At 59.5% G+C, this 26392-nt stretch carries 22 protein-coding genes; 19 read left to right on the forward strand and 3 right to left on the reverse strand.

The window, feature by feature from the left end; translation table 11 throughout:
- Nucleotides 1–11: 11 nt before the first annotated feature.
- The 3 genes from tssM to vasI are packed head-to-tail and all read right to left on the reverse strand — an operon-like array spanning nucleotide 12 to nucleotide 5643.
- Nucleotides 12–3638, reverse strand: coding sequence for a type VI secretion system membrane subunit TssM (gene tssM, locus ACN6NG_RS18005; protein WP_474315307.1), 3627 nt, complete (start codon nucleotides 3636–3638; stop codon nucleotides 12–14).
- Complete coding sequence (tssA, locus tag ACN6NG_RS18010) at nucleotides 3635–5098, reverse strand: type VI secretion system protein TssA (RefSeq protein ID WP_063425719.1); 1464 nt, start codon at nucleotides 5096–5098, stop codon at nucleotides 3635–3637. Before tssA ends, tssM begins: the two co-directional genes overlap by 4 nt.
- Nucleotides 5086–5643 carry a type VI secretion system-associated protein VasI gene (gene vasI / locus ACN6NG_RS18015; protein ID WP_232876824.1) on the reverse strand — a complete coding sequence of 186 codons (558 nt, stop codon included), beginning with the start codon at nucleotides 5641–5643 and terminating at the stop codon, nucleotides 5086–5088. The genes tssA and vasI overlap by 13 nt, the downstream gene beginning before the upstream one ends.
- A 420-nt stretch (nucleotides 5644–6063) precedes the next feature.
- Here vasI and tssB point away from each other — a divergent pair, with 420 nt between their 5' ends.
- The 19 genes from tssB to ACN6NG_RS18110 all read left to right on the forward strand — a co-directional run bounded on the left by tssB (nucleotide 6064) and on the right by ACN6NG_RS18110 (nucleotide 26235).
- On the forward strand, nucleotides 6064–6567 hold the full coding sequence (tssB, locus tag ACN6NG_RS18020; protein WP_049275563.1) for a type VI secretion system contractile sheath small subunit: 504 nt from the start codon (nucleotides 6064–6066) through the stop codon (nucleotides 6565–6567).
- Between the two features lie 17 nt (nucleotides 6568–6584).
- The gene (tssC, locus tag ACN6NG_RS18025) at nucleotides 6585–8075 is read left to right on the forward strand and encodes a type VI secretion system contractile sheath large subunit (RefSeq protein ID WP_063425717.1); all 1491 of its coding nucleotides are present in this window, start codon (nucleotides 6585–6587) and stop codon (nucleotides 8073–8075) included.
- A complete protein-coding gene (tssE, locus tag ACN6NG_RS18030) occupies nucleotides 8072–8482 on the forward strand; it encodes a type VI secretion system baseplate subunit TssE (protein WP_063425715.1) in 411 nt (136 codons plus the stop codon). Before tssC ends, tssE begins: the two co-directional genes overlap by 4 nt.
- Before the next feature lie 3 nt (nucleotides 8483–8485).
- Entirely contained in the window at nucleotides 8486–10252 is a 1767-nt protein-coding gene (gene tssF, locus ACN6NG_RS18035; RefSeq protein ID WP_063425713.1) for a type VI secretion system baseplate subunit TssF, read from the forward strand.
- Nucleotides 10216–11232, forward strand: a complete 1017-nt coding sequence (tssG, locus tag ACN6NG_RS18040; protein ID WP_063425711.1) for a type VI secretion system baseplate subunit TssG — start codon at nucleotides 10216–10218, stop codon at nucleotides 11230–11232. The genes tssF and tssG overlap by 37 nt, the downstream gene beginning before the upstream one ends.
- A complete protein-coding gene (locus tag ACN6NG_RS18045) occupies nucleotides 11229–11798 on the forward strand; it encodes an FHA domain-containing protein (protein WP_063425709.1) in 570 nt (189 codons plus the stop codon). The genes tssG and ACN6NG_RS18045 overlap by 4 nt, the downstream gene beginning before the upstream one ends.
- Nucleotides 11795–12592 (forward strand): type VI secretion system lipoprotein TssJ, encoded by a 798-nt coding sequence (tssJ, locus tag ACN6NG_RS18050; protein ID WP_063425707.1) that lies wholly within the window; start codon nucleotides 11795–11797, stop codon nucleotides 12590–12592. Before ACN6NG_RS18045 ends, tssJ begins: the two co-directional genes overlap by 4 nt.
- Nucleotides 12593–12647: 55 nt before the next feature.
- Nucleotides 12648–13985, forward strand: coding sequence for a type VI secretion system baseplate subunit TssK (gene tssK, locus ACN6NG_RS18055; protein WP_474315310.1), 1338 nt, complete (start codon nucleotides 12648–12650; stop codon nucleotides 13983–13985).
- Nucleotide 13986: 1 nt separating this feature from the next.
- On the forward strand, nucleotides 13987–14856 hold the full coding sequence (icmH, locus tag ACN6NG_RS18060) for a type IVB secretion system protein IcmH/DotU (RefSeq protein ID WP_063425703.1): 870 nt from the start codon (nucleotides 13987–13989) through the stop codon (nucleotides 14854–14856).
- Between the two features lie 131 nt (nucleotides 14857–14987).
- Complete coding sequence (locus tag ACN6NG_RS18065) at nucleotides 14988–15509, forward strand: Hcp family type VI secretion system effector (protein WP_063425701.1); 522 nt, start codon at nucleotides 14988–14990, stop codon at nucleotides 15507–15509.
- Between the two features lie 71 nt (nucleotides 15510–15580).
- A complete protein-coding gene (locus tag ACN6NG_RS18070; RefSeq protein ID WP_063425699.1) occupies nucleotides 15581–17749 on the forward strand; it encodes a type VI secretion system Vgr family protein in 2169 nt (722 codons plus the stop codon).
- Nucleotides 17746–18669, forward strand: coding sequence for a DUF4123 domain-containing protein (locus ACN6NG_RS18075; protein ID WP_063425697.1), 924 nt, complete (start codon nucleotides 17746–17748; stop codon nucleotides 18667–18669). Before ACN6NG_RS18070 ends, ACN6NG_RS18075 begins: the two co-directional genes overlap by 4 nt.
- A complete protein-coding gene (locus ACN6NG_RS18080; RefSeq protein WP_474315314.1) occupies nucleotides 18662–21652 on the forward strand; it encodes a T6SS effector BTH_I2691 family protein in 2991 nt (996 codons plus the stop codon). Before ACN6NG_RS18075 ends, ACN6NG_RS18080 begins: the two co-directional genes overlap by 8 nt.
- Nucleotides 21653–21654: 2 nt before the next feature.
- Nucleotides 21655–22545: a hypothetical protein gene (locus ACN6NG_RS18085; protein WP_474315317.1), complete on the forward strand. Its 891-nt coding sequence runs from the start codon at nucleotides 21655–21657 to the stop codon at nucleotides 22543–22545.
- Nucleotides 22542–22739, forward strand: coding sequence for a hypothetical protein (locus tag ACN6NG_RS18090; RefSeq protein WP_063422958.1), 198 nt, complete (start codon nucleotides 22542–22544; stop codon nucleotides 22737–22739). The genes ACN6NG_RS18085 and ACN6NG_RS18090 overlap by 4 nt, the downstream gene beginning before the upstream one ends.
- Before the next feature lie 2 nt (nucleotides 22740–22741).
- Nucleotides 22742–23635: a DUF6708 domain-containing protein gene (locus ACN6NG_RS18095; RefSeq protein ID WP_063422957.1), complete on the forward strand. Its 894-nt coding sequence runs from the start codon at nucleotides 22742–22744 to the stop codon at nucleotides 23633–23635.
- Complete coding sequence (locus ACN6NG_RS18100) at nucleotides 23632–23889, forward strand: PAAR domain-containing protein (protein WP_063422956.1); 258 nt, start codon at nucleotides 23632–23634, stop codon at nucleotides 23887–23889. Before ACN6NG_RS18095 ends, ACN6NG_RS18100 begins: the two co-directional genes overlap by 4 nt.
- Before the next feature lie 335 nt (nucleotides 23890–24224).
- Nucleotides 24225–24638: a histone-like nucleoid-structuring protein, MvaT/MvaU family gene (locus ACN6NG_RS18105; protein ID WP_063422955.1), complete on the forward strand. Its 414-nt coding sequence runs from the start codon at nucleotides 24225–24227 to the stop codon at nucleotides 24636–24638.
- Nucleotides 24639–24945: 307 nt separating this feature from the next.
- Nucleotides 24946–26235 (forward strand): MFS transporter, encoded by a 1290-nt coding sequence (locus ACN6NG_RS18110; RefSeq protein WP_474315326.1) that lies wholly within the window; start codon nucleotides 24946–24948, stop codon nucleotides 26233–26235.
- The last annotated feature ends 157 nt before the right edge of the window (nucleotides 26236–26392 follow it).

Here is a 26392-nt window from a genome sequence, read left to right on the forward strand (position 1 = left end):
AGGGCTGATTTTCATAAAGGCTGCCCATGCGCCTGCTCTACCTGAGCCACCTTGGGCGGCTGTTGCAACAACCCTCGCGGCAACCGGAAGCTTTTGAACGGTTGCTGGGTGATGGGATTGAAGGCTTTTTCAGCATTCAGTCGATAGCGCATCACGCCATCACCGGTCCGGAAGCTCAGATCTACGCTGGTTGGCGTCCGCCCATTGAGTGAGCCGCGGCTGAGCAAGCGGAACATCGACCATGGCCCGCGGTACTCCAGGCTGCTGCTGTTACCGTTCTGCCTCAGCAAGGTAAGGTTGCTGCGCACCTGCTGCCCCAAGGTATTGGGCCAGACGATCCCGGTGATCTGGCTCGGCCCATGAGTGTAGGAAATCAGCTGACCATCGAGGTCCAGCAGACTGGTGCGCTGGTTAGCGCTGAGCCCCAACGGCTCGATGCTGAACTGCACGCTCAGGTTGCCGCGCTGATCGAAGAAGGTTTCGCGGATGCGATCTGCCAGCTCGAGTTGCTCGATCACGTCGCTGCGAATCAACGAGCGCCCTTGCTGGCCGGCCTGCAGGGCTTCAAGGTTGTCCTTCAGGAAGACCTTCAGGTACTGATCATGAAATTGCTGCAGCCTCCCTTTCGGCCCGAAGAACGCCTCGAAGTCATCCAGTGAACCATCGGGTGCCTTCACCATAAAGGGGTAGCGGCCTGCCAGACGTTGCTGGAAGAAACCGTACACTTCAGCATCCCAACGCCGCTCCAGTTCGCGCAGTGCTTCAACGTTCAGCACCTGGGCGGTCTGGTCGGCGAGCTTTCGGACCTGTTGGTTGATGGGCTCCGGCAAGCCTGTGGCAATACGTTGAAGGGTGCCTATCGGGTCATGCCCCGTCATCGCAAAGCGCTGATGCACAGCTTGCAGTGCGGCCTTGCCGCGGTCCGGGCTGTCCTGTACGGCCTTGGCGTAGTCCAGCACGGCAGCAACAGCGCCAAGGGTTTCATCGTAGTAGCTCGGCTTTTCTCCTGTCGCCCGCAGCATCGCGCCCAAGCCTGCAAATGCCCGCTGGATGGCCAACGCTTGCTGTTGCTCGGGTTTGCCCGTTGCTGAGCGCAGCGTATTCAGTTCACCCGTTATTTCAACACCAGCCGGTGAAGCGAGTGAGGTGTTATCCCTGACCGTATCCAGCAGGCGCTGCAAAGGTGCTGCTGGGCCGGTCAACTGCTGCAGGACCGTGACACCATGGTCCAGATCACGGAAGTCGGCGACGGTGAATGCATTCAAGGCGCGTCGCCAGCTGTCAATGTAATCGGCGCTGTAGAGGTTATGCAGCCGTTCGGTCAACGCATTGCGGTCGACGTCCGAATAGTCGAGTTGGCTGCGCTCGCCCAAGGCCCACTGATCGACCATCGCCATTTCAGCGAACCGCTGGCTGCGCGGCTCGAAGTATTCCCTGAAGCCTTTGGCGGTAAGCATGGCGGCCAGCAGTACCTCCTCCTCCCCTTGACTGGCCCCGGAAGACGGCTGGTACACCACATCGAACGCAGGCCCTACCTGGTGGCGCAGGTCCAGACCGCTGCGCAACTGCTCTTGCGCCTGTTGCTTCAGCCCTGCATAGACCCGCTGTGGCAACGGCAATTTGCGCAACGCCTGCTGCACTTCGCTGACACGCTGACGGTACTGCGGCAAATCCGTGTCTGCATAGGCCAAGGCGTACTTCAAATGCTGCATGAGGTCACGCTGCAGTTGCCCTTGCCCAGGAAATGCCCGTTGCCAATGACGGGCCATCCAGTCCTCGACCCATTCGGGCCGGCGGCTGTCGCGATCCTCGATCATCCGGTAAACCCTGAGCGCGGCCATTTGCTGCTCGCTGCCAGAAGGCGCTGCGTTCATGGCATCGATCACACCACTGGCCAACGCCGGCAAGAAACGCCTGGACAACAAGCTCAGGTACGCCTCATCAACCAGGGGGCCAATGTTGCGCCCTTGATACAGACCAAAATCGGCAACACCCAGCCACGCCGCGCGATAGTCGCCAAACACCGCCACCGCATCGCGGATCTGGTCCAGTGGCTCCAGCAGGTTGCGCCCGGTCGGATCAAGCCGCAGATCGACTTCGTGACGGCTGTACTCCTGGCTTTTGGCGAACACACCGGCAGCCTTGGAGCTATTGATATCGAAGTAGCGCTGCCAGCTGGCGATGGCGATACTGAACGCCAGGAGGCCTACGCCCGAACCAATCCACAGCAATTGGCGCTTGCTGCGCGCTACCCGGACGTTGTCGCCTGCCAGGCCGGCCTCCTGATAGATAACCCGCCTGAATACTTGCTGGATGAAATAGACCAACGCCTTGCCCTGCGCCTTGCCCTCACGCAGGGGAAGTTTCGTCTTGTAGGGTTGTGCCGCTTCACGGACAAATGCATTGCTCATGTCGCCGTGCTGCACCACTGACGACCAATATACACCACGTACCAACGGTGGCGTGGTGAACCGGTCACTTGCCAAGGCTTCGCGCAGAAATGCCAGCAGTATGGGTCGCAACCCGATCAGTTGGGCTTGCAGTGAGAACAGGCGCCCGCACGGCGCTGTTTTGCCCAGTACGTCCAGGCGATCGATGACCTGCTCGTTCAATGTGGCGAGAAGCTGCCCGTAGTGCTCGTCATACTCATCCAGCCAGGCATCGAACGACTCAACTGCATCCAGCTTGAACGTGAACCCCAACAGGCTTTCACGCTTGGCGGCGGGAAGCTTGCCGTAGAACTGGTCGAAGCCGTCCAGCAGATCGAATTTGGTCAGTACCACGTACAGTGGCAGGCGCGACCCCAGCTGGGTGCTGACTTCGTACAGGCGTGTGCGCAACCCATGGGCCAGCGCGACGCGTTGGTCGGGCTTGCCATGCAACAGCGCCGGCAACTCGACGACCAGCAACACACCATTAAGCGCCCGCTGGCTTCGATTACGCACCAGCCAGCTCAACAAGTGCTCCCACAACCGGGCCTCGGTACCGAGCGCCGCGCAGGGTCCAGACTCGGAGGGGTCGTTGGCGGCCGAGCCAGCCGGGGGCTTTTGACTGATGAAGATACCGGGCGGGTCAATGATCACGGCATCGTCGCTGACCCACCAACCGACCGGGTAAGCCGGTGCTTCAACCTGTCGACCCCGTGCCTGGGCCTGGTCGATTCGCGTCAGGGTAAAGCGCTGATCGGTGCGGTCGATGAAGCTGGTTTTACCGGATTTTTCATCGCCCAACACCAGGTACCAGGGCAGCCGGTACAGGGCGCGTCGCCCACCGGCATTGTCGAGGTATCGCTCAAGCCCTTGGCTCAACGCCTTCTCTTGCGCCTGCATGAACGGTAGCGTGCCATCCAGTTCGACGGCGCGTGCCTGCCGGCGTTCTGCTTGCAGGCGGCGTAAGCGCCGGCGCACCACCACAAGCCAGCACAAAAGCGGCACCAGCACGACTACCAGGCTTGCCACGCTGCGATGAGCCACACTTGCCAGCGGCTGTTGCTCACGCCACATCCATTGCGGGCCAAGCCACCAGATAGCGACCAGCAACAGCAAGGCGCCAAGCCCAAGCAGCAGCGGCAGCGCCAGGCCAATGCGCGTTACCCACGGCAAGCCCCAACGTTTGAGTTGCGTCCATATTTGATTCATCGAGGCTCCTGATCCTTGTCTTGAACTGCCAGCGCTGGGGATGTCGCGTACTGCTGAAGCCGCTGGAACACTTCTGGCTCCCACGCACTGGCGGTGGTTTGCTGCATCGTTTGGGCAACGCTGGCGCACAGGTCCTGGGCCAGCCACGACACCCCCCGTGCGGCCAGCAGGTCGGCAGCGATCACGGTGGCGTGGCAGCGCTCACGGGGAGCACGAAAGCCCGCTTGCAGCCCTTGCAGCCTGAGGAGAACCGGCTCTACACCAGTGGTTTCCAACTGGCTGACCAGCTCCTCGCGCAGGCCGCCAAACTCGTGGGAGGTTGAACTTTGCTCGGAGGGCCCTTGCGTGCCTTTGAGCCAGGCCAGGCATTGGTCGTCGACAAACACCGTGCCGTCACTGAAGCACAACTGCTGCAGCGCCGGCATTCGCTGTACGAACCGGGCAGTCGCACAACGGATGGCTTCAGCCACCTCGCCCATCGCCAGCCGTGCGGCAACGGTCGCAGCCAGAAAGCTGCCACGAATCCAGTAGGGGCAAGCCGTCACGCTTTTTTCAATACGCTGAAGCAGCGCAGGGTCAAATGACGAACTGGCAATGGCCTCTTCATAGACCCGCGTGATATCCAGCGGAACCGCCATCAATTCCGTACGGTTGCCCTGCCTGGCCGGGGGAGCAGCCTGAATGTGCGCCCACAACCCAAAACGCCGTAACTGGTAGCCAGTGGCGTCATAAGGGTCCTGCTGGTTGATGAGCTCGGCCATGGCGAGCACAGCCCGCCGTGTCTCACGCTCATTGCCCATCGACAGGTGTGACGCGGGTGTGGCGATGACGTCGGCCAGCGGCGCAGGTTTCACGCTCGCCGCTGGTGCCTTGGGTATCGCACCCTCGCCGACACCGTTGGCGAGCTCTATGTGCTTTCGCAGCAGGCGCCCCAATTCGTCGAGAACAGCTGCCTCCAGCTGTGCCGCGCCCTGTTGCTGCAGGTGGTTAAACGCCGCCTGCGCCGCCGCTGCATGAGTAGGACTAAAGGTGAAACGGTCAAGACGCGGTAGCGCCTCGACCAAGCGGCTGACCACCAGGCCAACCAGCTTGCGCTTGCCCAGAAAGCCTTTCGGCCCCGGCTTGGGGTGAGCAGGTTCCCAGTAGCACTCGATCATGCCGGCCAACAGCGCCAGGCTGAATCCCCAACGCTCCCAGCAGCCGCTACGCAGCCATGCGGCACTCAGGTGCGCAACAATTCGCAAATGCTTGCATTGCTGGCTCAGGTACTGACGGGACGCTTCTTCGATGTAGACCCAGTCGATCGAGGCGTGCTGCAGCCCACCCAGCTTGACCATTTCCTGGTCAATGGCCTGGTAGGTTTCGTCCTCGACATCGAACAGCCCGGCAGGCACTGCTGGATCAATCGGTGCGAGCAGCCGAGCGACTTCGGCCGCGGATACCTGCGCTACCACCGGCATGTGCTTCGCGCCTGGCTGATCAGCGGATCCAGGCCTTGAGCATCGAAGGTCAGCCCGTCGACCTCGCCGTGCTCACTCACAACCTCGATACGCTGGGCACCGATCAGCTTCCTGATCTGCTCGATGGCTGGCAGGCCCCGCCCCGCATCGAGTACCTGCCCGTTCTCCATCACCTGCCAGGACGTCTCACGGGTAGACCAGCCCTCCCCGGTCAGCCGTACCTTGACCCAACTTGCATCGATCGGGCGCCTGGCAATCAGCTGTAGCCGGGAGATGGCCTGGATGCAACTGATCGCCATGTAGGTACGTTCATCACCCGATGCAATGGCGGGTGCCGAAATCACGAGCGCTGGTGCGCCTGGACTGTCCTGCGTCTGGCTGCCGATGCGAAACGTCAGGTCATCCGGTGCCCGTGCAGCTTCATTTGCCATCACGCGCAACACACTGGGGGCCTGCTGCTCCGGTGCTGACCACTGTCGTTTTGGTGTGTACGCCGGCGTGCCCGCAGCCTGATCGAAACAGGCAAGTCGTTCGACGTTGGACACAATCCGGGGACAGTCCCGCGTGGGGCCCGCCAGCCCCGATTGCAGACAAAACAGCAACGAGAGACCAGCGCCATATGCACAGCGGTTAATCATCCTGAACTTACTCTCTGAAATAGTACAAACGGCCTATATGACGGCGCGAACTTTCCTACAAATAAATGCCAATGCACATATGCGCATGCAGCCAACTCGAACAAATCCAGCGGAAGCCTAGTACAGAGTTCCAAATGTACACAAACAAATATTTACTTACATCTTCGCGCTCGACCACCGGACACTTTTCCATGCATGGTTTTTATAGAAAACGGGCAGCCAGCCCGACCAATTAAACATATGCAGGAAACTTCCTACAAGATCACAACAACATTAAACACAACTTGCTTCTAAATCTCCTACAACTCAACAGGGAGTTACGTACTGATGTCTAAAAGCACGGGATCCGTCGCACCTAAAGAACGCGTCAATATCAAGTATGTCCCCGCGACGAGCAATGAGCAGGCTGAGGTGGAGCTGCCCCACAAGATGCTGGTTCTGGGCGACTTCGGCCTGGATGACAGCCGTGCGCTTGAGGACCGCCAGGTCGTGCGCATTGATAAACACACTTTCAACAGCGTGTTGAACGACGCCGACGTGAGCCTGGACGTGTCTGTGCCCTCCAGGCTCAGCACCGCCCCGGATGCCGAGCTGGCGGTCCACCTGCAGTTCAGGTCCATCAACGACTTCGGACCGGACCGGATCGCGCGCCAGGTGCCTGAGCTGAACAAGCTGCTGGAGCTGCGTGAAGCGCTGGTCGCCCTGAAAGGCCCGCTGGGCAACGTCCCTGCCTTCCGCAAGCAACTGCAGCACCTGCTCAACAACGAGCAGGCCCGTAAACAACTCGCCCAAGAACTGGACCTGGTGCTTGAAGCACCCGACGAAGACTGAGACAACGGAGCGTCCCCATGCCTAAGCCAAGCAACACCACCATCACCACAGACGCAACGACCGACACGTTGGGCAGTGCCTCCTTGCTGGACCAGATCATGGCAGAAACCAAATTGGTACCTGCTCAAGAGGGCTACCAGATTGCCAGGCAGGGCGTATCTGCGTTCATTGCCGAAATCCTCAAAAGCAATGACCCGGATCAACTGATCAACAAGCACCGGGCCGACCAGATGATTGCCGAAATCGACCGGGTACTCGGCAAACAGATGGATGCCATTCTGCATCAGCCTGAGTTCCAGCAGCTCGAGTCATCATGGCGCAGCCTGAAACTTCTGGTCGACCGCACGGACTTCAGGGAAAACATCAAGCTCGAAATCTTGCATGCCAGTAAAGAGGACCTGCTGGACGACTTCGAAAATGCTGCGGACATTACCTGCAGCGGTATCTACAAACATGTTTACACCGCAGGTTACGGCCAATTCGGGGGAGAGCCGGTTGCGGCCATGGTTGGCAACTACAACTTCGGCCCCTCTTCCCCTGATATCAAGCTGCTGAGTTACATGGCCTCCGTTGGCGCCATGTCCCATGCTCCATTTCTTGCCGCACCTGCCCCCGAGTTCTTCAACTTGAGCTGTTTCGAGGAGCTGCCCAACCTCAAGGAAATAAAAGACCTCTTCGCCGGCCCACGGCATGCCAAGTGGCGTGCATTTCGTGAAAGCGAAGACGCCCGCCACGTCGCCTTGGCCGGGCCTCGCTTCATGCTTCGTTCCGCTTACCACCCGCAGGAACAACCGATCCAGAGCTTCAACTACGACGAGGACATCGCCGGGCAGCACGACAACTACCTGTGGGGCAATTCTGCGTTTCTGTTGGCCAGCTGCATCAATGACAGCTTCGCCCGCTACCGCTGGTGCCCGAACATCATCGGCCCACAATCGGGCGGCGCCGTCGAAGACTTACCGGTTCACCTGTATGAATCCCTCGGCCAGTTGCAGGCCAAGATTCCTACTGAGGTGCTGATATCCGACCGCAAGGAATTCGAACTGGCCGAAGAGGGCTTCATCGCCCTGACCATGCGCAAAGACAGCGACAACGCCGCGTTCTTCTCGGCCAACTCGGTGCAAAAGCCCAAGAACTTCCCGAAAACCCCCGAGGGGCTGGCGGCTCAGACCAACTACAAGCTGGGTACCCAGTTGCCCTACCTGTTCATCGTCAACCGGCTGGCTCACTACATCAAGGTGTTACAGCGCGAGCAGATCGGAAGCTGGAAGGAGCGCCGTGACCTTGAGTCCGAGTTGAACAAATGGATCAAGCAGTACGTCGCCGACCAGGAGAATCCTTCTGCCGACGTTCGCAGCCGCCGGCCACTGCGAGCCGCCAGAATCGAGGTCTCGGATGTTGCCGGTGACCCGGGCTGGTACCAGGTTTCGCTCGCCGTGCGCCCGCACTTCAAGTACATGGGCGCGAATTTCGAAATCTCCCTGGTCGGCCGGCTCGATACGCAATGAGTGGTCTTTTTGATCGTTTGATGCGGGATCAGGCTACCAGTCGGGAGCCTTCCCGACGGGAGAGCGCTTCCCACAAGTTCGCCGCCATCAAGTGCCACCTCGAAACGCTGCTGAATGCCCGCCTGGGGTGCTCCCAGAGCAGCCCTGAGCTGGGCCTGCGCGACTTCAACGGGCATGACGTTAACAACGGCGACCTGCTTGTACAGGTGAGCGCGGATATCCGCCGCATCCTACAGCGGTTCGAGCCACGCATACAGATACGCACGCTCAAAGCAGTGCCCGATGCTCATACCCCGCTAGAGCTGCATTTCAGGCTGGATTGCCTGGTCCAGGTCAACAACCACGCAGAGCAGCTGCAGCTCGAGCTGATGGTCAACGGGCACAACCGCTCCACCCGAGTGAGGTGACCGATGTCACTGAAAGACAGTTTCAGCGAAGAACTGCGGTACCTGCACGAACTCGGCAACGACTTCGCCAAAGACAACCCACAACTTGCCCGGTTGCTTGGCAAAGGTGCCAGCGACCCCGATGTCGAACGCCTGATGGAAGCCTTTGCGTTCCTCACCGCCAAGCTACGGCTGAAGCTGGAAGACGACTTGCCAGAGCTGACCCATCCCATGCTGCAGCTGTTGTGGCCGAACTATTTGCGGCCCCTGCCCAGCGCGACAATCATCCAGTTCAGCCCGATCAGGCAATCCCTCAGCCAGTCACAGCGCATCCCAAAAGGGTCGCGGCTGTTCTCGAAACGGGTGGACGGCGTGGCCTGCGAGTTTCGCACCTGCACAGCGGTCAACATTCATCCGTTCGAGATCGACACGGTGGGCGCCACCCAGACACTCGACAGTTCTGTGGTCTGCATCGGCCTTCAAACACTGGTCGAGCGGCCGTTGAACAGCCTGGGCTGTACCAGCCTCGACTTTTACCTCAGTGGCGATACCCTCACCGCACGTACGCTTTACCTGTGGGTTTCTCAATACCTCAAGCATGTCAGCGTGACCATCAATGGCGAGGTTCGCCGGCTGCCGGCAAACAGCATCGCATTCCCGGGGTTCAGCCCCGACGACGCCTTGCTGCCTTACCCGCAGAACGTCTTTGATGGCTACCGGATCCTGCAGGAATACTTCGCCTTCCCCCAACGTTTCCATTTCTTCAGAGTGACCGGGCTGGAAAAAATCTGGCCAGCTCATGACAGCCAGCAGGTAGGCCTGGAATTTCACTTCACCCGCCAGCTACCCGACACGCTGCGTGTCGGCAGAGCAGATTTCAACCTGTTCTGCGCACCGGCGGTCAACCTGTTCCAGCACAGCGCCGAGCCCATCGACCTGTCCGGCCAGGACGCCCTTGTTCCACTGAAGCCCAAGGGCACAGAGCCGCACGGCTACGAAATCTTCAGTGTCGACCAGGTCATCAGCACCCGAACGACGACTGACGGGAACACCGGTGAGCAGCTGCGAACCTTCCGCCCCTTCGAGTCGTTCGCCCATGAAATCGAGCACGTTCAGGGGCGCACAGCGCTGTACTACCGCTGCCAGCTGGAAGAGTCTCTGCGCGGCGATGGCGTCACGCATCGAATCGCCTTCGTCCGCGCCGATGCCAACAGCTACATAGGCGAACTGGAAACCGCGTCCATCGACCTGACCTGCACCAATCGGGACCTGCCGCTGGCGCTGGGCATCGATGACATCAACGTCCTGACCGAACTGACGCCCCCGCTGGCCACCTACACCAATCTCTGTAAGCCCACCCGCCCCTGTCGGCCGGTGCTGGACGGCCAGCTGCAGTGGGCATTGATCTCCAACATGTCGCTCAACTACCTGTCTCTGCTCTCGGTAGAGCCGCTGAAAGCCGTGATCCGCGCCTACGACTTCATGGCCCTGCACGACATCCAGCAGGCCCGCACCACCCGTAAACGCCTGGCCGGCATGCGCGACATTCATACACAGCCTATGGATTGGCTGATCAAGGGGCAGCCCATTCGCGGCCTGCACACCCGTCTGAAACTGGACCAGACCGCCTTCCTCTGCGAAGGCGACTTGTACCTGTTCAGCTGCGTGCTCGCCCACTTCTTCGCCCTGTACGCCAGCATCAACTCCTTCCATCAGCTGGAAGTGATCAACACCACCAATAACGAGCACTACACATGGCCAATACAGACCGGCAAGCAACCGCTGATCTAGCCGACAAGCTGCTGTCTGAGGCGCATCAGTACAACTTCTTCCAGTTGCTGGAGCGGCTGCACGGGCTGCATGGCGATGACCTCGAACCCCGTTGGCCAGACGAAGCCACCCGGGGGCGGGTGCGCCTGGCCTGCGACCCACGGCTGAGCTTCCCGGTTTCGGACGTATACAAAGCCCAGAGGATGCCCGCTGAGCAAGAACGCTACCGCGTCGTTGCCACGTTTCTGGGCTTGCATGGCACCGATTCGCCATTGCCCACCTACTACCTGGAACAGGTGGCCTATGAACATGCGCAGGGCATCGGTGTACGCCCGGCCTTCTTCGACTTTTTCAACCACTACCTGCTCAGCCTGTTGCACCGTATATGGCGCAAGTACCGCTACTACATCCGGTTCCAGCCGGGTGCCAGTGACGGGTTTTCGCAGTATGTGTTTGCCCTGCTGGGGCTTAACGACACGCAGTTGCGAGGGGACACGGCGCTGCCCTGGAGCCGCCTGCTCAGTTTTGCCGGGGTGATCGCCAGCCGCAGCCGTGCGCCGGGCACTGTGGCCGGCATCATTGCGCACTGCTTCGACCTCAAGCATGTGCAGATCCGCGAGTTCGAGACGCGCTCAGTCACCACCACGTCCAGGCAGCTTGTAAGCCTGGGGCGTGCCAACGGTCAGTTGGGCAGCACGTTCATGGTCGGCAGCCGCACGCGCACCCGCAGCAGCAAGTTCACCATCGTGATCAGCGAGCTCGACCAAGCGCAGCTGCGGGACTTGTTGCCCAGCGGTATCAACTTCGGCCGTTTGCGCGCACTGATCGACTTTCTGCTGCGTGACGGTCTGGCCTACGACCTGGAGTTGCGTTTGAAACAGAACGCGTTGTCACCCTTCTGCTTGCACCGCAGCCAGGGCGCCTACCTGGGCTGGACCAGCTTCGTCGATGATCGGCATGGCCAGGTCAGCCCGGTTGTTCGCTTCCGGGGGCGTTCATGAACACAGTGACCTTGAGCATCACCAACCTCGACCAACTGCAGCACGACGTTACTGCCCGGCACAGGTTCGATTGCAAGGGCGGCACCATCGGCAGCGAACGGGCAAGCTGGCGGATCAACGACCGTGCTCAGACCGTTGCGCCCCTGCACTGCGAAATCCGCTGGCTCGAAGGCAGCTTCTGCGTGATCGACCACTGCCACCGCACTTACCTGAATGACAGTTCCACCAGCCTGGAAACGCTTGCGCCCAGGCGTCTTGTTGAAGGTGACCAGCTTCGCATTGGTGCCTACCGGCTACAGGTTCACTACGCCCAGGATCAAGCCTGCACACGCTCGCTGGAGGACCTGTTCAACCCGGACCGAAGGGTGCTCGACCGCCTGATAGCCGAAGAGCCTGCCACCCCTTGGCCGACAAAGCCTTCTGCCCCTCAGCCAGCGGTCGAGATCTGCTCGGTCTTCAAGGCAGCCATGGGCAATGACCCTCTGGCAGCGCTGGACGCAGCGGCTGATGCCGGGGCATTCCGAGAATGCCCACTGCAGCGCCTGATTGCAGGAGAACACCCATGACGCGCCATCCACTACTGATCGCGCCGCTGCTGCTTGCGTTGGTCGGGCTCACCGGCTGCACCTCTTTGAGCAGAGCGAGCCAGGTTGTCATGGACCCTTCGTTGCCCATCGGGCCGCCCAAGGATCATGCGACCCAGGTCGCGTTCAGCATCAATGCCAGCACTACCCTCAACGGCAATCCGAACAGCCTTGACGTAGCGGACGAACAGGAGCCTGCCCTGGAACCCAACCCCTACGCAGTGACACTGAGTGCCGGGGACCCCTATGCGCTGACCGAAAAAATCGGGACCTTGTTCGAATACCTGCAGGCGCAATTTCCTGCGATGTCCCCCGTCGAAATGCATGACGAGGACGAAAGCGACCCGGCACGCTCGCCCCTGGAAGAAAGCGCACCCGGCAGCTACGACGACCCTACCGTGGTGCTGACCTTGCCGCGCACCACAGCCGTTACCTCAGAGCCTGTGGCCACGCCTATCGCCATCAAGATCCTGCAACTGCGCGACGACTCACTGCTGCGCAACACCGTGTACCAGCTGCTGGACCAGGACCCGGCCAAGGCACTGCGCAGTACCTACATCCGTGGTGACGACTACCTGCTGCGCCCTGGCCAGTTCAAGTACATCCCGTTCGAGCCCATCCACGCCGAAACGCGCTTCGTCGCGGTGATTGGCGACTACCGAGGCCATGAAAACGCCACATGGCGGCAAGTGCTGCGCATTCCGCCGCGTGGCCGCCAGATCATGCTGTCGGTGTTGGTCAACGACACGCACATCGTGCTCAAGGAAGAAGACTGATGGCGCCTCGACACCCTTTGCCCTTCCTGCTTACTCACGCTGACACGGAGCGCCCATGAGTTCACGTAACCCCGTTCTCTGGCCTGAAGGCCTGTTCGTCAAACCACAACATTTCCAGCAGGCGGCCAGGGCAAGCGAAGCAGCCCTGAACCAGCGCCTCGCCAGCCTCAACGCAGCCTTCTACGGCTTCAGCGAACTTCAACTGAACGACGAATACTTGAGCCTTGGCAAGATCGCCATCACCCGGGCGCGGGGCGTCATGCCGGACGGCACGGTGTTCGATATTCCCGCCGACCTGCCTCCACCGCCGCCACTGGAAATCGACGACGACGCCAGCAAAGACAGCGAGGTGTATCTGTGCCTGCCGCTGCGCACCAATGGCGGCCGCGAAGTGAGCTGGCCCGACAATGCCGCCAACTTCCGCTACACCGCCCAGGCACAGGAAATCAAGGATACCCACACCGCTGACGGTGACCTGGTACAGGTAGACCTTGCCGTGCCCAACCTGCAGCTCAGACGCACCACCGAAGACAGCAGCGCCTACACCCGCCTGGCCGTGGCACGTATCCTGGAACGACGCCCCGACGGCAGCGTGCAACTGGACGAAGCGTTCTACCCCACCAGCGTGTCGGTGCGGGCGGTGCCGGCACTGCAACGGTTCCTTGACGAAATCACCAACACGTTGCGCGAGCGGGCGCGCGGCCTTGCCACGCGTATAGGCGCCTCGGGCCAGTCTGGTATCGCCGACATCCGCGACTTCAACCTGCTGCAGGCCATGAACCGTTGGTGGCCGTGCTTCCAGCATCTGGCCAGACAAGCGCACACGCACCCCGAGCAGCTGTACCTCTGCATGAGCCAGGCCTGCGGCGAATTCGTCACCTTCACCGACCAGAACAGGCTGCCCCAAGAGTACCCCGCGTACCACCACACTGCGCTGCGCGCCTCGTTCAAGCCACTGGAAGACACCCTGCGCCGGTCCCTGAGCACCGTGTTGCAGCCACGCGCTGTTTCACTGCCGCTGGAAAGCGAACAGTTCGGCGTGATGACGACCACGCTGCAAGACCGCCGGCTGATCGACGAAGCCGACTTCATACTCGCCGTGCGCGCCGACCTGCCACCGCAAGCGTTGCGCCAGATGTTCATCCAGAAAGCCAAGATCACCTCGCTTGAGTCACTGAGCAACCTGGTGCCGCTGCAACTGCCGGGTATCCCTCTTTTGCCATTACCGGTGGCACCACGCGACCTGCCCTTCCATGCGGGCTTCAGTTACTTCGAGCTGGACCGGCGCGACCCCGCCTGGGCATGCATGGCCAAGGCGAATGGCTTCGGCATCCATATTGCGGGCGATTTCCCAGGGCTTGAACTGCAGTTCTGGGCGATCAGGAGTGAGTGAAATGGGAGAAGACAACAAAACGCCCATCGGTGACAAAACCGCTGAAGTCAGCCCGCTTGATCCAACCCTTAAAAAGCCGGCATCCAGCGCCCAGGCCACGGTAACCAATGCGCAAGCATCCACGGCAACCCCTGAACCAGAGCCCGACTCGGAAGGCTACCCCGCCGACCCGGAATTTCAGCTGCGGGGCGGCTTCGCCAACCTGATGCTGGATGCCGCGTCACCGTTGTTCGGCTTGGTCATACGCCTGCGCACGCTGGACGAACTGCCAAACATCAAGGATGTGCACCAGCAAGTCCGTAACCAGATCGACAACATTCAGGAGGAAATGCGCCAGCACGGTTACGAGCCCGCTCAGTTGCTGGCGTACTCCTACGGCCTGTGCCTGTTCATAGACGAGGCCGTCATGGAGCGGCCCTGGGGCAAGAGCAGTTGTTGGAGCCAGGAGCCGCTGCTGAGCATCTTCCACGACGAAACCTGGGGCGGGGAAAAAATCTTCACCGTGATTACCCGCCTGATGCAGGAGCCCAAGCGTTATCAGGACGTACTGGAGTTCATGTACTACGCCCTGTGCCTTGGGCTGAAAGGCAAGTATGCGCTTGCGCCAAAAGGCGAAGAAACACTCAACGCTCTGATTCACCAACTGCACGGGATCATCCGCGAACTGCGCGGCCCCACGCCAGAAGAAGTATGCGACCCCTACACCAATGTGGCCCCACGCAATTTCCGCATGAACCGGCAGTGGCCCTGGTGGAGTCCTTTGGTGATCTCGGCCATCGCCATGGCGGTGGCTTACGGCATCTACAGCTATCGCCTGCACCTGATTACCACAGAGGTTCTGGAGTCGCTCAACGGCATCTTGCAGCAGTAGGTCGCGGTTATACAGGCCAACAGAATTCAACGAATTGATGAGGCTTCGGCCTTGTTGAAAAGCCCATCGTTACCGATGGCCACGCCACTGTTGTGCGCGTGTCAATCCACATGGACGCAGGAGAAACTGCCATGCCAACACCCGCTTACATCGCCATCGAAGGCAAGACCCAAGGCAACATCACCAAAGGCGCCTTCACCTCCGACTCAGTCGGCAACATCTTCGTAGAAGGTCACGAAGACCAGATCCTGGTGCAGGAAGTCAATCACCGCATCACTGTGCCCACAGATCCGCAAAGCGGGCAGCCGGCCGGCCAACGGGTACACGGGCCGTTGATTTTCACATGCGCCCTGAACAAGGCGGTACCGCTGCTTTACAGCGCGCTGTCCAGCGGAGAAATGCTGCCCAACGTCGAGCTCAGCTGGTATCGGACCTCGGTCGAAGGCACCCAGGAACGCTTCTTTACGACCAAGCTGATCGACGCTGTGATCATCGATATCGACCTTGAAATGCCGCACGTGCAGGACAAGGACAACAGCGACTTCACGCAGTTCTTCAAAGTCTCGATGGCCTACCGCGGCATTGAGTGGGAGCACATCACGGCAAGTACCGCAGGTGCAGACGACTGGCGCAAGCCCAAAGAAGCTGTGTGATCTAGCTGCGGAGCCGGGCAGGCCTGCCTGCCCGGACTTCTGATACTTCAGACGGCGGACAACGACTGCTTATGCCTACCCAATCTGATTTGCGATACAGCTTCCAGCCCCTGGTCGGAAAAACTGAATTCGAAGTGGTGTCGTTCGAGCTCAAGGAGGAACTCAGCCAACCGTTCAAGTTGACCCTGAAACTCATCAGCCTCGAACATGATGTCGACTTCGGCCACCTGCTCGACAAGCCCGTGCTGTTCACCATCTGCGACAGTGAACGCCCCGTCCGCTACGTGCACGGCCTGGTCAGCAGTTTCAGCCAGGGCGAGAGCGGCTTCCACCGCACTTACTATCACGCATTGGTCGAGCCGCAACTGGCCCGCGCCAGACTGCGCTCGAACTGGCGCATCTTCCAGCACAAGACTGCGCCGCAAATTCTCGAACTGATGCTGAAGCGACAAGGCATAACCCAGTATCAATTCGGAACTGGCTTCAACTATCACCCGCGGGAATTCTGCGTACAGGCCGGCGAAACCGATCTCGACTTTTTTGCGCGCATCGCTGCTGAAGAAGGTTTGGTCTATCGGTTCGAGCACACTGAAAAGCATCACAAGCTGATCATCACCGACCGACTGCTGACATTGGGGCACATCGAGTGCAACGCAGCTAAAGCAAAGATCATCGATGAAGGGTTTGTCGATGGCGATGAATCAACCAAACCCTACACAGTGCTATACCACGCCAACAGAGGCGGCGACCAGCCCCAACCCTGCCTGCGGTGCTTGCGCTACAGCGAACAGGTGCGTCCCGCACGGCAGGTTCAACGCGACTACACCTTCACCCACCCCGCCTACCGCCAGGAACACAGGGCCTCAGGCCCCTATCTGAAGCACCAGTCCGCCGACTATGAGTGCTTCGACTACCCAGGCCGCTACAAACGCGATGCCGTTGGCAAGCCGTTCACCGAAAACCGCATCACCGCCTTGCGCCACGACGTGCGCATTGCCGAGGTGCAAGGCGACGATATACGCCTGCAACCGGGCCTGAGCTTCACCCTGACCGGCCACCCGCGCGAAGACCTGAATGTACATTGGCGGGTAAGCATAGTCAGCCACGAAGGCAGCCAGTTCACCAGCCTGCAGGAGGAAGCTGCCGGGGCTGACCAGAGCACACGATACGAGCAAAAGGCGGTACTGGTGCCGGGCAGAACCGAGTGGCGCCCGGCACCGTTGCCCAAACCACGCGTTGACGGCCCGCAAATGGCCACTGTGGTCGGGCCACCCGGTGAAGAGATCTACTGCGACGAATGGGGCCGGGTCAAGGTCAGCTTCCCCTGGGACCGCGAAAGCCAGGACAACGAATTCAGTTCCTGCTGGATTCGGGTATCCCAGGGCTGGGCCGGCGGCAGCTGGGGCTCGATGGCCATCCCGCGGATCGGCCAGGACGTGATCATCCATTACGTCAATGGCGACCCCGATCAGCCGATGATCACAGGCCGTACCTACTGTGGCAACCAGCTGCCGCCGTACGACCTTCCCCACCACAAGACCCGCATGACCATCAAGAGCCAGACTCACAAGGGCGATGGCTTCAATGAGCTGCGCTTTGAGGACGAACTGGGCCAGGAGGAAGTGTTCATTCATGCCCAGAAGGACCAGAACAATGTGGTCGGGCACGATGAAAGTACGCAGGTAGGCAATGACCGCAAAGAACAGGTCAATAACGACGAATCAGTCCTGATCGGCCACGACCGTAATGAAACGGTCGGCAACGATGAGCACGTCACCATCGGGCATGACGCCACGCTCGACATCGGTCGAAACCACACAATCAAGATCGCCAAGGATCGTGTGGAAACCATCGGCAATCACCGCCACGACCAGATCACAGCCAATCACCACACCCACATTGGCGGCAACCTTGAGCAGCAGGTCGAAGGGCATGCCGAGCTTGAAGCCCGAGGGGATATCCGCAGACGTACTCGCCGTTATGAACTTCGAGCATCGGAAGCAGTGGTCATCCAAGGCCCTGGGGGCTCCATTCGAATCGATGAAACGGGCATCACACTGGACAGCCCGACGATTCGCATCACCGGCCAGATGCTCAAGTCGGCAGATGGGGCAAGCAACCTCTTTTCCATCAGCGGCGCGCCGGTCAATGGGAAGCCCCTGGAGCGCCAGTGCGGACGCCGCCCCGATGGCACCTGCACTTTGCCCGACTGCCGCTGCACCAGAGGGCCAGGCCAATGACAACCGCCCTTTCAAATGCGCTGCCAGACGAGCACTTCGCAAATAACGCTCGGTTCATGTTGCTGTTGACCCGCGTGCTCGAGTACTGGGCCTACCGACCAATACCCCAAGAGGGCGAACTGGTCCCGGCCTATGCCCCTTCGGTACTGGAACTCATCAATGAAATCAGCCGAAATACCCAGCACGCCTGGCTGTGGAGGCGCAGCGCCCTGGACGACCGTCACGACTTTGGGCCATTGCTGGTAGACGTGTCAGAAGCGCCCGAACTGCTTGCCCATGCAACATCGACCTGGATGCCCATTGGCGGTGCCATCGCGCTGGATGCCGAGATCTGCCTTGCCCAGTTGGCAGACCACTTCACCAGCCTTGTGCAGATCGCGCTTCCAGACCAGGGACTGGCCACTTTCCAATTCAAACCTGACCACCTTGCGGCCTGGCTGGATGCACTGGATGAAGACCATCGAGCAACGTGGCTTGGCCCTGTGACGTCGCTGGCCTGGCGAGTCAACTGGGGGCCGGTGCACGCGTGGAAAACGCTCGAGCGCAGCCCGACCACTGCCCGCTCTTATCAGGAACATGCATTACCCCTTCGCCAGCTTGAACTTGAGCGGCTGCAAGCAGGCATGCACGAGCACTTCGTGCTCACGTTGGCGCATGAGGTGTTGGCACTGCCACAGCACGCCACCCACACATTGGCCGACATCCGGCAATGGATCGAACGCCTGCTGCCGCAACTGAAAGCCCTCAACGTTGGCGATGAGGAAGTCGCTGGGCAATTCATCAGGCTGGTTGCCAGCCACATGTGGCTCATGAGCGATGACCACGCGGGGAAGATCTACACCAACCTTGAGGAGTCACCCCAAGGCCGCCTCCGCGAGCTGCACGCACTGATCGAAAGCAAGGAACCCACCCATGAATGACGCCAGTGTCAGCAGTGCTACCTCCGGCCCTGCCTGCAGCGCACGCATCCCCATCCTGCCAGTGCGCTATGCCATCGTGCCACGCACCGGCGACACGCCCGCCTGCCGCTATGCCGGTGCAGGTTTCAACCTGGAACAGGGCTTCGCCCCGCTGCAACACTCTGCCTACACCCTGCGCGCTTTGCGCCCGGGTTATGTCTACGTGTTCATGAAAGGCCCGAAGGGCGAAAAGCTGGTCATCCATGAGTACATTGGCGCGGGTCTTTACAAGGAACTGAGTTACAAAGGGCTGGAAAACTACCACCTGCGTGATCGCTACCTCTCCAGCCGGAGCATGGGCTGGGTGTGGGCCGATACCTGCCCCGATACCGCCAGGGAAGTGTGGATCGGCTACAGCCCCCACCTGTGGACCAACGCCGTGACCGCCCGCATCACCGGTTCATCAGCCCTGCGCAAACGGCACATGCGCCAGCTGGACATGGCCGAACTGATCGCCGGCAACCAGGCGCCGTCCACCCAGCCCCATGTGTTGCCGGTCAGTGCCCTGCAAACCTGGGTCGAAGACTTCAAGCCAACCGAACGGCGCATGCCGCTGACCTGGAGCAGCGACCCGGTCACCGAAACCTTGCCTATCGGCAACCTGGTCGCCTTGGCGCGTCACTACCCCTGGACCCAACCGAAGGTACCGGTGGTGGTAGCACTCGCCGACGCCGAAGGCATGGCCCTGGACCTGAGCCTGTCTGTCTCGGCCTACCAGCATCAAATGCGCGACCTGATGCCCGCCGAGCAACTGGCACACACAAAACCCGCGCAACCTCCCGAGCAGGAACGCGTGCCGGCGTGCTACCGCCTGGATGCCGAGCAACTGAGCGTGCAAAGCCGCGATTTCCACCATCGCAACCTGGTGGGCATGCTGCTGAACAAGACGCTGGAAAGCATGTACCCGGCCGATGCGCCTTCACCTGAACTGGCCGCGTTCAGGCTTGGCACGGAGCGGCGTGGCCCTGCGCTGTCTGCGGCCGAGTCACATTTCCAGGCCCTCACCCATGAGGATTACTCCCCCCACGGCGCACGCCTGGCGAAGCGCATCGATATCGCCAAATACCGGCGTTTCCTCGCTGAACGCGATGAACTGGAACGGCGTATTGCAGCGCTGCACAACCTGGCCTTGCAAGCCAGCAATGATCATGACGCCTGGCTGGCCACTGCCGAATCGCAACATATCGACAACCCCTACAGCCTGGCCGCCGCCCTGGCGTGTTACGACCGCGACGAACGCACCTCCGCCCGCGGCCTGGAAATCTCGCTGGCTTTGCTGATTCACCCGATGGGCCAGCCGACACCCGGCACCGAAGAGCATGACCGACGCTTCAAACGCCTGGAGCAATGGCTGGACCAGCACGACAGCCCGCTGTACACCGCCCTGGCGCCGTTCAACCCGTTCAAGGACAAGGCGGATTCGACCGGCTCTTTGTTCGGCGCGAGCGACAACGTGATCGAAGGATTGGTGGGTCGCTTCCCGGCCATGGCCGACATCACCGACCTTACCGCCCAGGCGGTCAATACCGTAGTGCTCAAGCGCCTGCATGGCCAGACACGGTGGGATGCCAGTCATGGCCTGCGTCAGCAGGTGCTGTTGGCGGCACGGGAGGCGAATGCCGAGAAGGCGTTGGGGTTGTTGGCAGCGCGCTATCGAATCACCGAACAGGCCATCACGGAAAATCCATTTAGCCAGGAGGCACAGAAGTATTTGAAGAGCGGTATGGCGCAGGTTGAGGAAATGAAACAACTGCGCATCTCGGGTAGCCGGACAATATCGATAGAACTGACCACCACTGCGCGAGTGAAGCCCAACTTTCTCGGGTTGCTCACCTCGGGCGGTGGCGGTGGTTTGAACGCGGGGATGCTGTGGTTCAACATCTTATCGCTGAAGACGGCCTATAACAGCCTGCAAAAGAACGATGCACCGGAATACACCTTGGGCTTTGCTTCATCGATTTTCGGAGTGATCGGTGCAGCGGCGGCGACGATGGTCAGCGTGCGAGCAACGCAGAAGGCTGTAATGCTGAAATTGAGTCCGACCGCACCAGGCATGGCCTTTGGCAATGGAATTATCAAATTTCTAAGCAGCAATCTGTTTGCGCGTTTGGCTGGTTATCCGGCAATAGCATTTAGTTTTTTCGCGGACAGTGCTAAGGCGCTGCGACAGCATAACAACGGTAACCTAACTGCAGCCAGTTACACGATGGCTGGTGGTTTCACCATGGCTATTGGCTCCGCTGTCGCCCTTGAAGCAGGACTGGCCGTTGCCGGCGTGACATCAGTTGTGCCCTTTGCCGGATGGGCCGCAGCTGCTCTTGTTCTAGTAGGCGTAGCCATCATTGCTGGAGGCCTTTACCTACACGCCAAGGCCCATGAGCACCTTCACAGCCCAATTGAGTTGTGGGCAGCACGCAGCGTCTTCGGTAATCGAATCAATGATGGGGAAGTGCACCCAGACATTACCTTGGACTATGAGCAAAAACTTCCTGCTTTCGGGTCGCTACAAACTGAAGTCAAAGCTTGGCACAACGAGCATTACGGACCAAAACTACTATCGGCCGAACAGGCCCTGTCACTCGGCCTACCTAAAGTTGACACTAAATGGCATCGGAATGATCACTGGTCTCCGCCCAACTGGACTGCCATCACCCATAACGAAGTACCCACACCTCAACCAACCGTTGAGTTCACCGTGCTGCTGCCTGGCTTTGTGCTTGGGGTAAGCGAATGGTCAGGAAGTTTGAGCACCCTACATGACGACCAAGGAATGCACGTATTCCCAGCTGCCCCGACCGGCCACATGGTAGGTGGTGGTTTGGTTCTTCATTTCGAGAACACACTGGCCAACCAAAGTCATGTCTCACTGCATTTATCTTACAGCGCCAATCAAGGTTTGGACGAAGACAATGAGACCCAATCAATCTTTCATCTGAAGCGTTAATTATGGCAACCATCTGGATATTCGATTCAAAGTCAGACTCTGGGCACAAACCTGCAATTGGAGGGCAGCTGGCAAACGCATCCGGAAATATCTTATGCCTGCGAAACCCATGGATAACAGACTCCGTATTCATGGGAAAACTGTACTGCGCAATAACAGTCATATCACTCATCGGATTTTACCCTCAAATCCTCCCAATCACCTTAGACCTCTACAATAAAAACGCTGCATTAATGCTTTTGTTCTTAATTTCTCCATTTCCTTTCGTTCCATTTCTAATTTATCGTATTTATTTTATAAAAAACTTATCAAACTTTTGCCTCAACCGCTCAACCCAAAAAATCTACTACCGACGCTTGAGCAAAGTATTAGTCTTCGAGTGGAGCAATACCGGAGGGGGCGTATTCAAACGCACCGAATACGGCGGCTCATCCTTCAGCACCAGCTACGCCCTCGCCTTCGCCCCTCGCCGAGCGGATGGCAGCCTCCACCAAAAAGACTGCCTCTGGGTCGACAGCAACGAACCCACCGAACCCGGCGTAAAGCACGTCGCTGAAGTCTGGGAATACCTGCGACACTTCATGGCCCACGGCCCGGACAAGCTCCCCCCGCCCGGCGAAGCCAACTGGTGGCACAAGCCACTCCACGCCATCTGCCTGACCCCGGCAGAAGCCTGGCAACACTACGCGCCCTGGCGAACCGGCGAGCCCGGTGAAATGCAGGGCAAAAAGAACTGGCAACTGCCGTTCTGGGCCGTGCTGTTCCCCTACAACCTCACCGTCGCCATCTGCTGGTACGGCATCTGTCGCCTGTTCAATGTTCGCGTCGCCTCACCACCGCCTGAAGCGTTTGAGGAGCTCCCGGCACATTCGGGCAAAAGGAAGCGCGCATGACTAACGCCTCCGTCAGCAATGCCACCTCCGGCCCTGCCTGCAGCGCACGCATCTCTGTAGGTGCTGGCCTAGTTATGTCTTTCGAAAACACGCTAGCCAACCAAAATCACGTCTCACTGCACCTCGCTTACAGCGCCAATCAAGGGTTAGACGAAGACAATGAGACCCATACAATCTTTCGTCTGGAGCGCTGATCATGACAACCACCTGGATATTTAGCCCGACCTCAGACTCCCGAACTAAGCCGGCCATTGGCGGGCAGCTTCTGAGCTTATCCGGAGACACTTTATGCCTGCGAAACCCATGGGTGACAGATTCCGTATTCATGGGAAAACTGTACTGCGCATTGATAATAGTATTGATAATTTTCCTCTACCCTGATTTGCTATCCAACGAAGCTTGGGAACCATACACTTTCAGCCCAATTTTGCTCATTGGAACGGCAACAGGCCCTTTCATTTTCCTTCCATTTCTAATTTACCGAATATATTTCATTAAACACTTATCAAGTTTCTGCCTCAATCGCTCAACTCAAAAAATCTACTACCGACGCTTGAGCAAGGTATTAGTCTTTGAGTGGAGCAACACCGGAGGTGGTATTTTCAAGCGCACCGAATACGGCGGTTCATCATTCAGCACCGGTTACGCCCTCGCATTCGCCCCTCGCCGGGAGGATGGCAGCCTCCACCAAAAAGACTGTCTCTGGGTCGACAGCAACGAACCCACCGAACCCGGCGTCAAACACGTCGCTGAAGTCTGGGAGTACCTCCGTCATTTCATGGCCCACGGCCCGGACAAACTCCCCCCGCCCGGCGAACCCAACTGGTGGCACAAACCGCTGCACGCCATCTGCCTGACGCCGGCAGAAGCCTGGCAACACTACGCGCCCTGGCGAACCGGCGAGCCCGGTGAAATGCAGGGCAAAAAGAACTGGCAACTGCCGTTCTGGGCCGTGCTGTTCCCCTACAACCTCACCGTTGCCATCTGTTGGTACTTCGTCTGCAAACTATTCAATGTCCGAGCAGCACCACCGCCCCCAGCAGCCTTCGAAGAACCCCCCGTTCAACCCCGCAAAAGGAAGCGCAAATGAAACCCATCGTACTGGTAGGCCATCGTCATAGCTGCCCGCTCCATGGCGAAGGCACCGTGCAAACAGGCGCAAGCGCAACATTTGTGGATGGCAGGGCCGTCGCACGGGTGGGCGACCGCATCAGTTGCGGCGCCGTCATCGAAACCGGCGCTGCCTGCACGATGATCGAGGGCCAACCAGCAGCACGGGAGGGAGACACCACCAGCCACGGAGGGACTTTGATCGAGGGGGACCAGGGTTGGCTCATTGATTGAAAGTAAACACCGGCACTAAGCCGAGGCCGGTTAAACGCCAGAACCCAAACGAGATCATTCCCCTAACTCTAAAACCTGTCAGTCACGTGATTAGGCCGTCTTTAGGCCCAATCACCCAACAAGCGCTCACAGGCATTTTAACCAACGGTAATTTCCTGAAACCATTAGTTCCTCCGGCGTCGGAATATCCTTACACAAAGCTCATAAAACTAAACAACTCCACGAATCACAAAGCCATGGTGGTTTACCAAGAAAAATCCTTCAAATTATTTCGCCGCTTGCATTTCCGTTCGGCAACCTCTAACACTAACCCCATCACCCAATGGAGATTAACCATGTCCCGCCTCGCCGAGTTCCGCGCCCTCGAACGACTACTCGCGACCAAAAAGTCCGAACTCTCATTCATAAAAATCGATCCGCGCCTCATCCGCGAATTCGAATTCGAAAGCAAACTCCACAACCTGCTTGCCGAATATCAGTTCAATCTATCGAACATACTGGCCATCATCGAGAGTGAAATCGCAACCCAGGGTTACGGTGTCTATCAACAACCACCCCCGGTCGTATCGCCCGCACGTTACAGGGCTCGGCAAAGCAAATACTACATAAACCCTCATACCGGGGAGGAAGTAGAAGCAAAAAGCACCCTGCACAAAACCGTAAGGTTGTGGATTCAGCAGTACGGCCGCGCCGAGGTCGAAAGCTGGGCAACTGCATGGTCGGTGTGCACGCACAAACCTGGCCTGTAGCCATTGCTGTGCAGCACAGCCTGCCCTTCCCTGCTTGGCCTGCGCCCATCAAGCAACAAGGGTGAAAGCCTTCTACCCTTTAATGACGTGAATCCCTGCCGCGCCCACAGGGCAACGCAACCGTTCGGTAACCGAACAGTAGCCCGTCTCTCGAATTGACGCTGCCGCCTTCACTGCGCACCATGCACCGGCCTTGCGTGCCCCCTGCCTGGGACTTGGTCACGCACCTGTAGTACCGCAGCTGAATACAATTTCAAGAAACGAGCAGTTTATGAACCACACCAAGACCACCCCCGCCGCGCCCCGGATGCACCAGGGTTCGATTGGCGACAAGCTTCGTGGCGCCTTTGGCGTCGGCAAGACCCGTTGGGGCATGCTTGCCCTGGTGTTCTTCGCCACCACCCTTAACTACATCGACCGCGCCGCCCTTGGCATCATGCAGCCCGTGCTGGCCAAGGAGATGAGCTGGACGGCGATGGACTACGCCAACATCAACTTCTGGTTTCAGGTCGGCTATGCCATCGGCTTTCTGCTGCAGGGCAGGCTGATCGACAAGGTCGGGGTAAAACGCGCCTTCTTCTTCGCCGTACTGCTGTGGAGCCTGGCCACTGGCGCCCATGGCCTGGCCACTTCGGCGGCCGGCTTCATGGTCTGCCGTTTCATCCTGGGCCTGACCGAGGCCGCCAACTACCCAGCCTGCGTGAAGACCGTGCGGTTGTGGTTCCCGGCGGGTGAGCGGGCCATCGCTACTGGCCTGTTCAACGCCGGCACCAACGTCGGCGCCATGGTCACCCCGGCCCTGCTGCCGCTGATCCTCGCCGTGTGGGGCTGGCAGGCCGCGTTCATCGCCATGGGCAGCCTGGGCCTGGTGTGGGTGGTGTTGTGGGTGTTGAAGTACTACAACCCTGAAGACCACCCCAGCGTGCGCCAGAGCGAGGTGCAGTACATCCAGCAGGACGATGAACCCGAGCCTACCCGCGTGCCGTTCAGCCGTATCCTGCGCCTGCGTGGCACCTGGGCGTTTGCGGTGGCCTATGCGATCACCGCGCCGGTGTTCTGGTTCTACCTGTACTGGCTGCCGCCGTTTCTGAACCAGCAATACAGCCTGGGCATCAACGTGACCCAGATGGGCATCCCGCTGATCATCATCTGGCTGACGGCGGACTTTGGCAGCATCGGCGGCGGCATCCTGTCGTCCTGGCTGATCGGCCGTGGAGTGCGGGCCACCACCGCACGGCTGGTGTCGATGCTGATCTTTGCCTGCACCATGGTCAGCGTCGTCTTTGCCGCCAACGCCAGTGGCCTGTGGGTCGCAGTGGCCGCCATCTCGCTGGCGGTCGGCGCGCATCAGGCGTGGACAGCGAATATCTGGAGCCTGGTGATGGACTACACGCCCAAGCACCTGGTGAGCACGGTGTTCGGCTTCGGCAGCATGTGCGCGGCGATTGGCGGGATGTTCATGACGCAGATCGTCGGCAGCGTGCTGACCGCCACCAACAACAACTATGCCGTGTTGTTCACGATGATTCCGGCCATGTATTTCCTGGCGCTGGTGTGGATGTACTTCATGGCACCACGCAAGGCCGAGAGCGCCTGAGGGCGCTAGCCACTTACCTCTACGGGCCCTTGCGGGCCCTTTTTTTGGTCTGATGATCAGCCCGTGAAAGCGCGTTTTCTGTCGGGGCAGCGTTGATTGCAAGGGGAAACACAAGTCCTGTAGGAGCAGCCTTGTGCTGCGAAGAGGCCATTGCAGC

Source organism: Pseudomonas sp. TSO6 (assembly GCF_056098905.1).

Bases quoted from the DNA above. Each gene is read 5' to 3' on its own strand.
- tssM (WP_474315307.1), bottom strand. From the start codon at position 3,638: ATGAATCAAATATGGACGCAACTCAAACGTTGGGGCTTGCCGTGGGTA.
- tssA (WP_063425719.1), bottom strand. From the start codon at position 5,098: ATGCCGGTGGTAGCGCAGGTATCCGCGGCCGAAGTCGCTCGGCTGCTC.
- tssB (WP_049275563.1), top strand. From the start codon at position 6,064: ATGTCTAAAAGCACGGGATCCGTCGCACCTAAAGAACGCGTCAATATC.
- tssC (WP_063425717.1), top strand. From the start codon at position 6,585: ATGCCTAAGCCAAGCAACACCACCATCACCACAGACGCAACGACCGAC.
- tssE (WP_063425715.1), top strand. From the start codon at position 8,072: ATGAGTGGTCTTTTTGATCGTTTGATGCGGGATCAGGCTACCAGTCGG.
- tssF (WP_063425713.1), top strand. From the start codon at position 8,486: ATGTCACTGAAAGACAGTTTCAGCGAAGAACTGCGGTACCTGCACGAA.
- tssG (WP_063425711.1), top strand. From the start codon at position 10,216: ATGGCCAATACAGACCGGCAAGCAACCGCTGATCTAGCCGACAAGCTG.
- ACN6NG_RS18045 (WP_063425709.1), top strand. From the start codon at position 11,229: ATGAACACAGTGACCTTGAGCATCACCAACCTCGACCAACTGCAGCAC.
- tssJ (WP_063425707.1), top strand. From the start codon at position 11,795: ATGACGCGCCATCCACTACTGATCGCGCCGCTGCTGCTTGCGTTGGTC.
- tssK (WP_474315310.1), top strand. From the start codon at position 12,648: ATGAGTTCACGTAACCCCGTTCTCTGGCCTGAAGGCCTGTTCGTCAAA.
- icmH (WP_063425703.1), top strand. From the start codon at position 13,987: ATGGGAGAAGACAACAAAACGCCCATCGGTGACAAAACCGCTGAAGTC.
- ACN6NG_RS18065 (WP_063425701.1), top strand. From the start codon at position 14,988: ATGCCAACACCCGCTTACATCGCCATCGAAGGCAAGACCCAAGGCAAC.
- ACN6NG_RS18070 (WP_063425699.1), top strand. From the start codon at position 15,581: ATGCCTACCCAATCTGATTTGCGATACAGCTTCCAGCCCCTGGTCGGA.
- ACN6NG_RS18075 (WP_063425697.1), top strand. From the start codon at position 17,746: ATGACAACCGCCCTTTCAAATGCGCTGCCAGACGAGCACTTCGCAAAT.
- ACN6NG_RS18080 (WP_474315314.1), top strand. From the start codon at position 18,662: ATGAATGACGCCAGTGTCAGCAGTGCTACCTCCGGCCCTGCCTGCAGC.
- ACN6NG_RS18085 (WP_474315317.1), top strand. From the start codon at position 21,655: ATGGCAACCATCTGGATATTCGATTCAAAGTCAGACTCTGGGCACAAA.
- ACN6NG_RS18090 (WP_063422958.1), top strand. From the start codon at position 22,542: ATGACTAACGCCTCCGTCAGCAATGCCACCTCCGGCCCTGCCTGCAGC.
- ACN6NG_RS18095 (WP_063422957.1), top strand. From the start codon at position 22,742: ATGACAACCACCTGGATATTTAGCCCGACCTCAGACTCCCGAACTAAG.
- ACN6NG_RS18100 (WP_063422956.1), top strand. From the start codon at position 23,632: ATGAAACCCATCGTACTGGTAGGCCATCGTCATAGCTGCCCGCTCCAT.
- ACN6NG_RS18105 (WP_063422955.1), top strand. From the start codon at position 24,225: ATGTCCCGCCTCGCCGAGTTCCGCGCCCTCGAACGACTACTCGCGACC.
- ACN6NG_RS18110 (WP_474315326.1), top strand. From the start codon at position 24,946: ATGCACCAGGGTTCGATTGGCGACAAGCTTCGTGGCGCCTTTGGCGTC.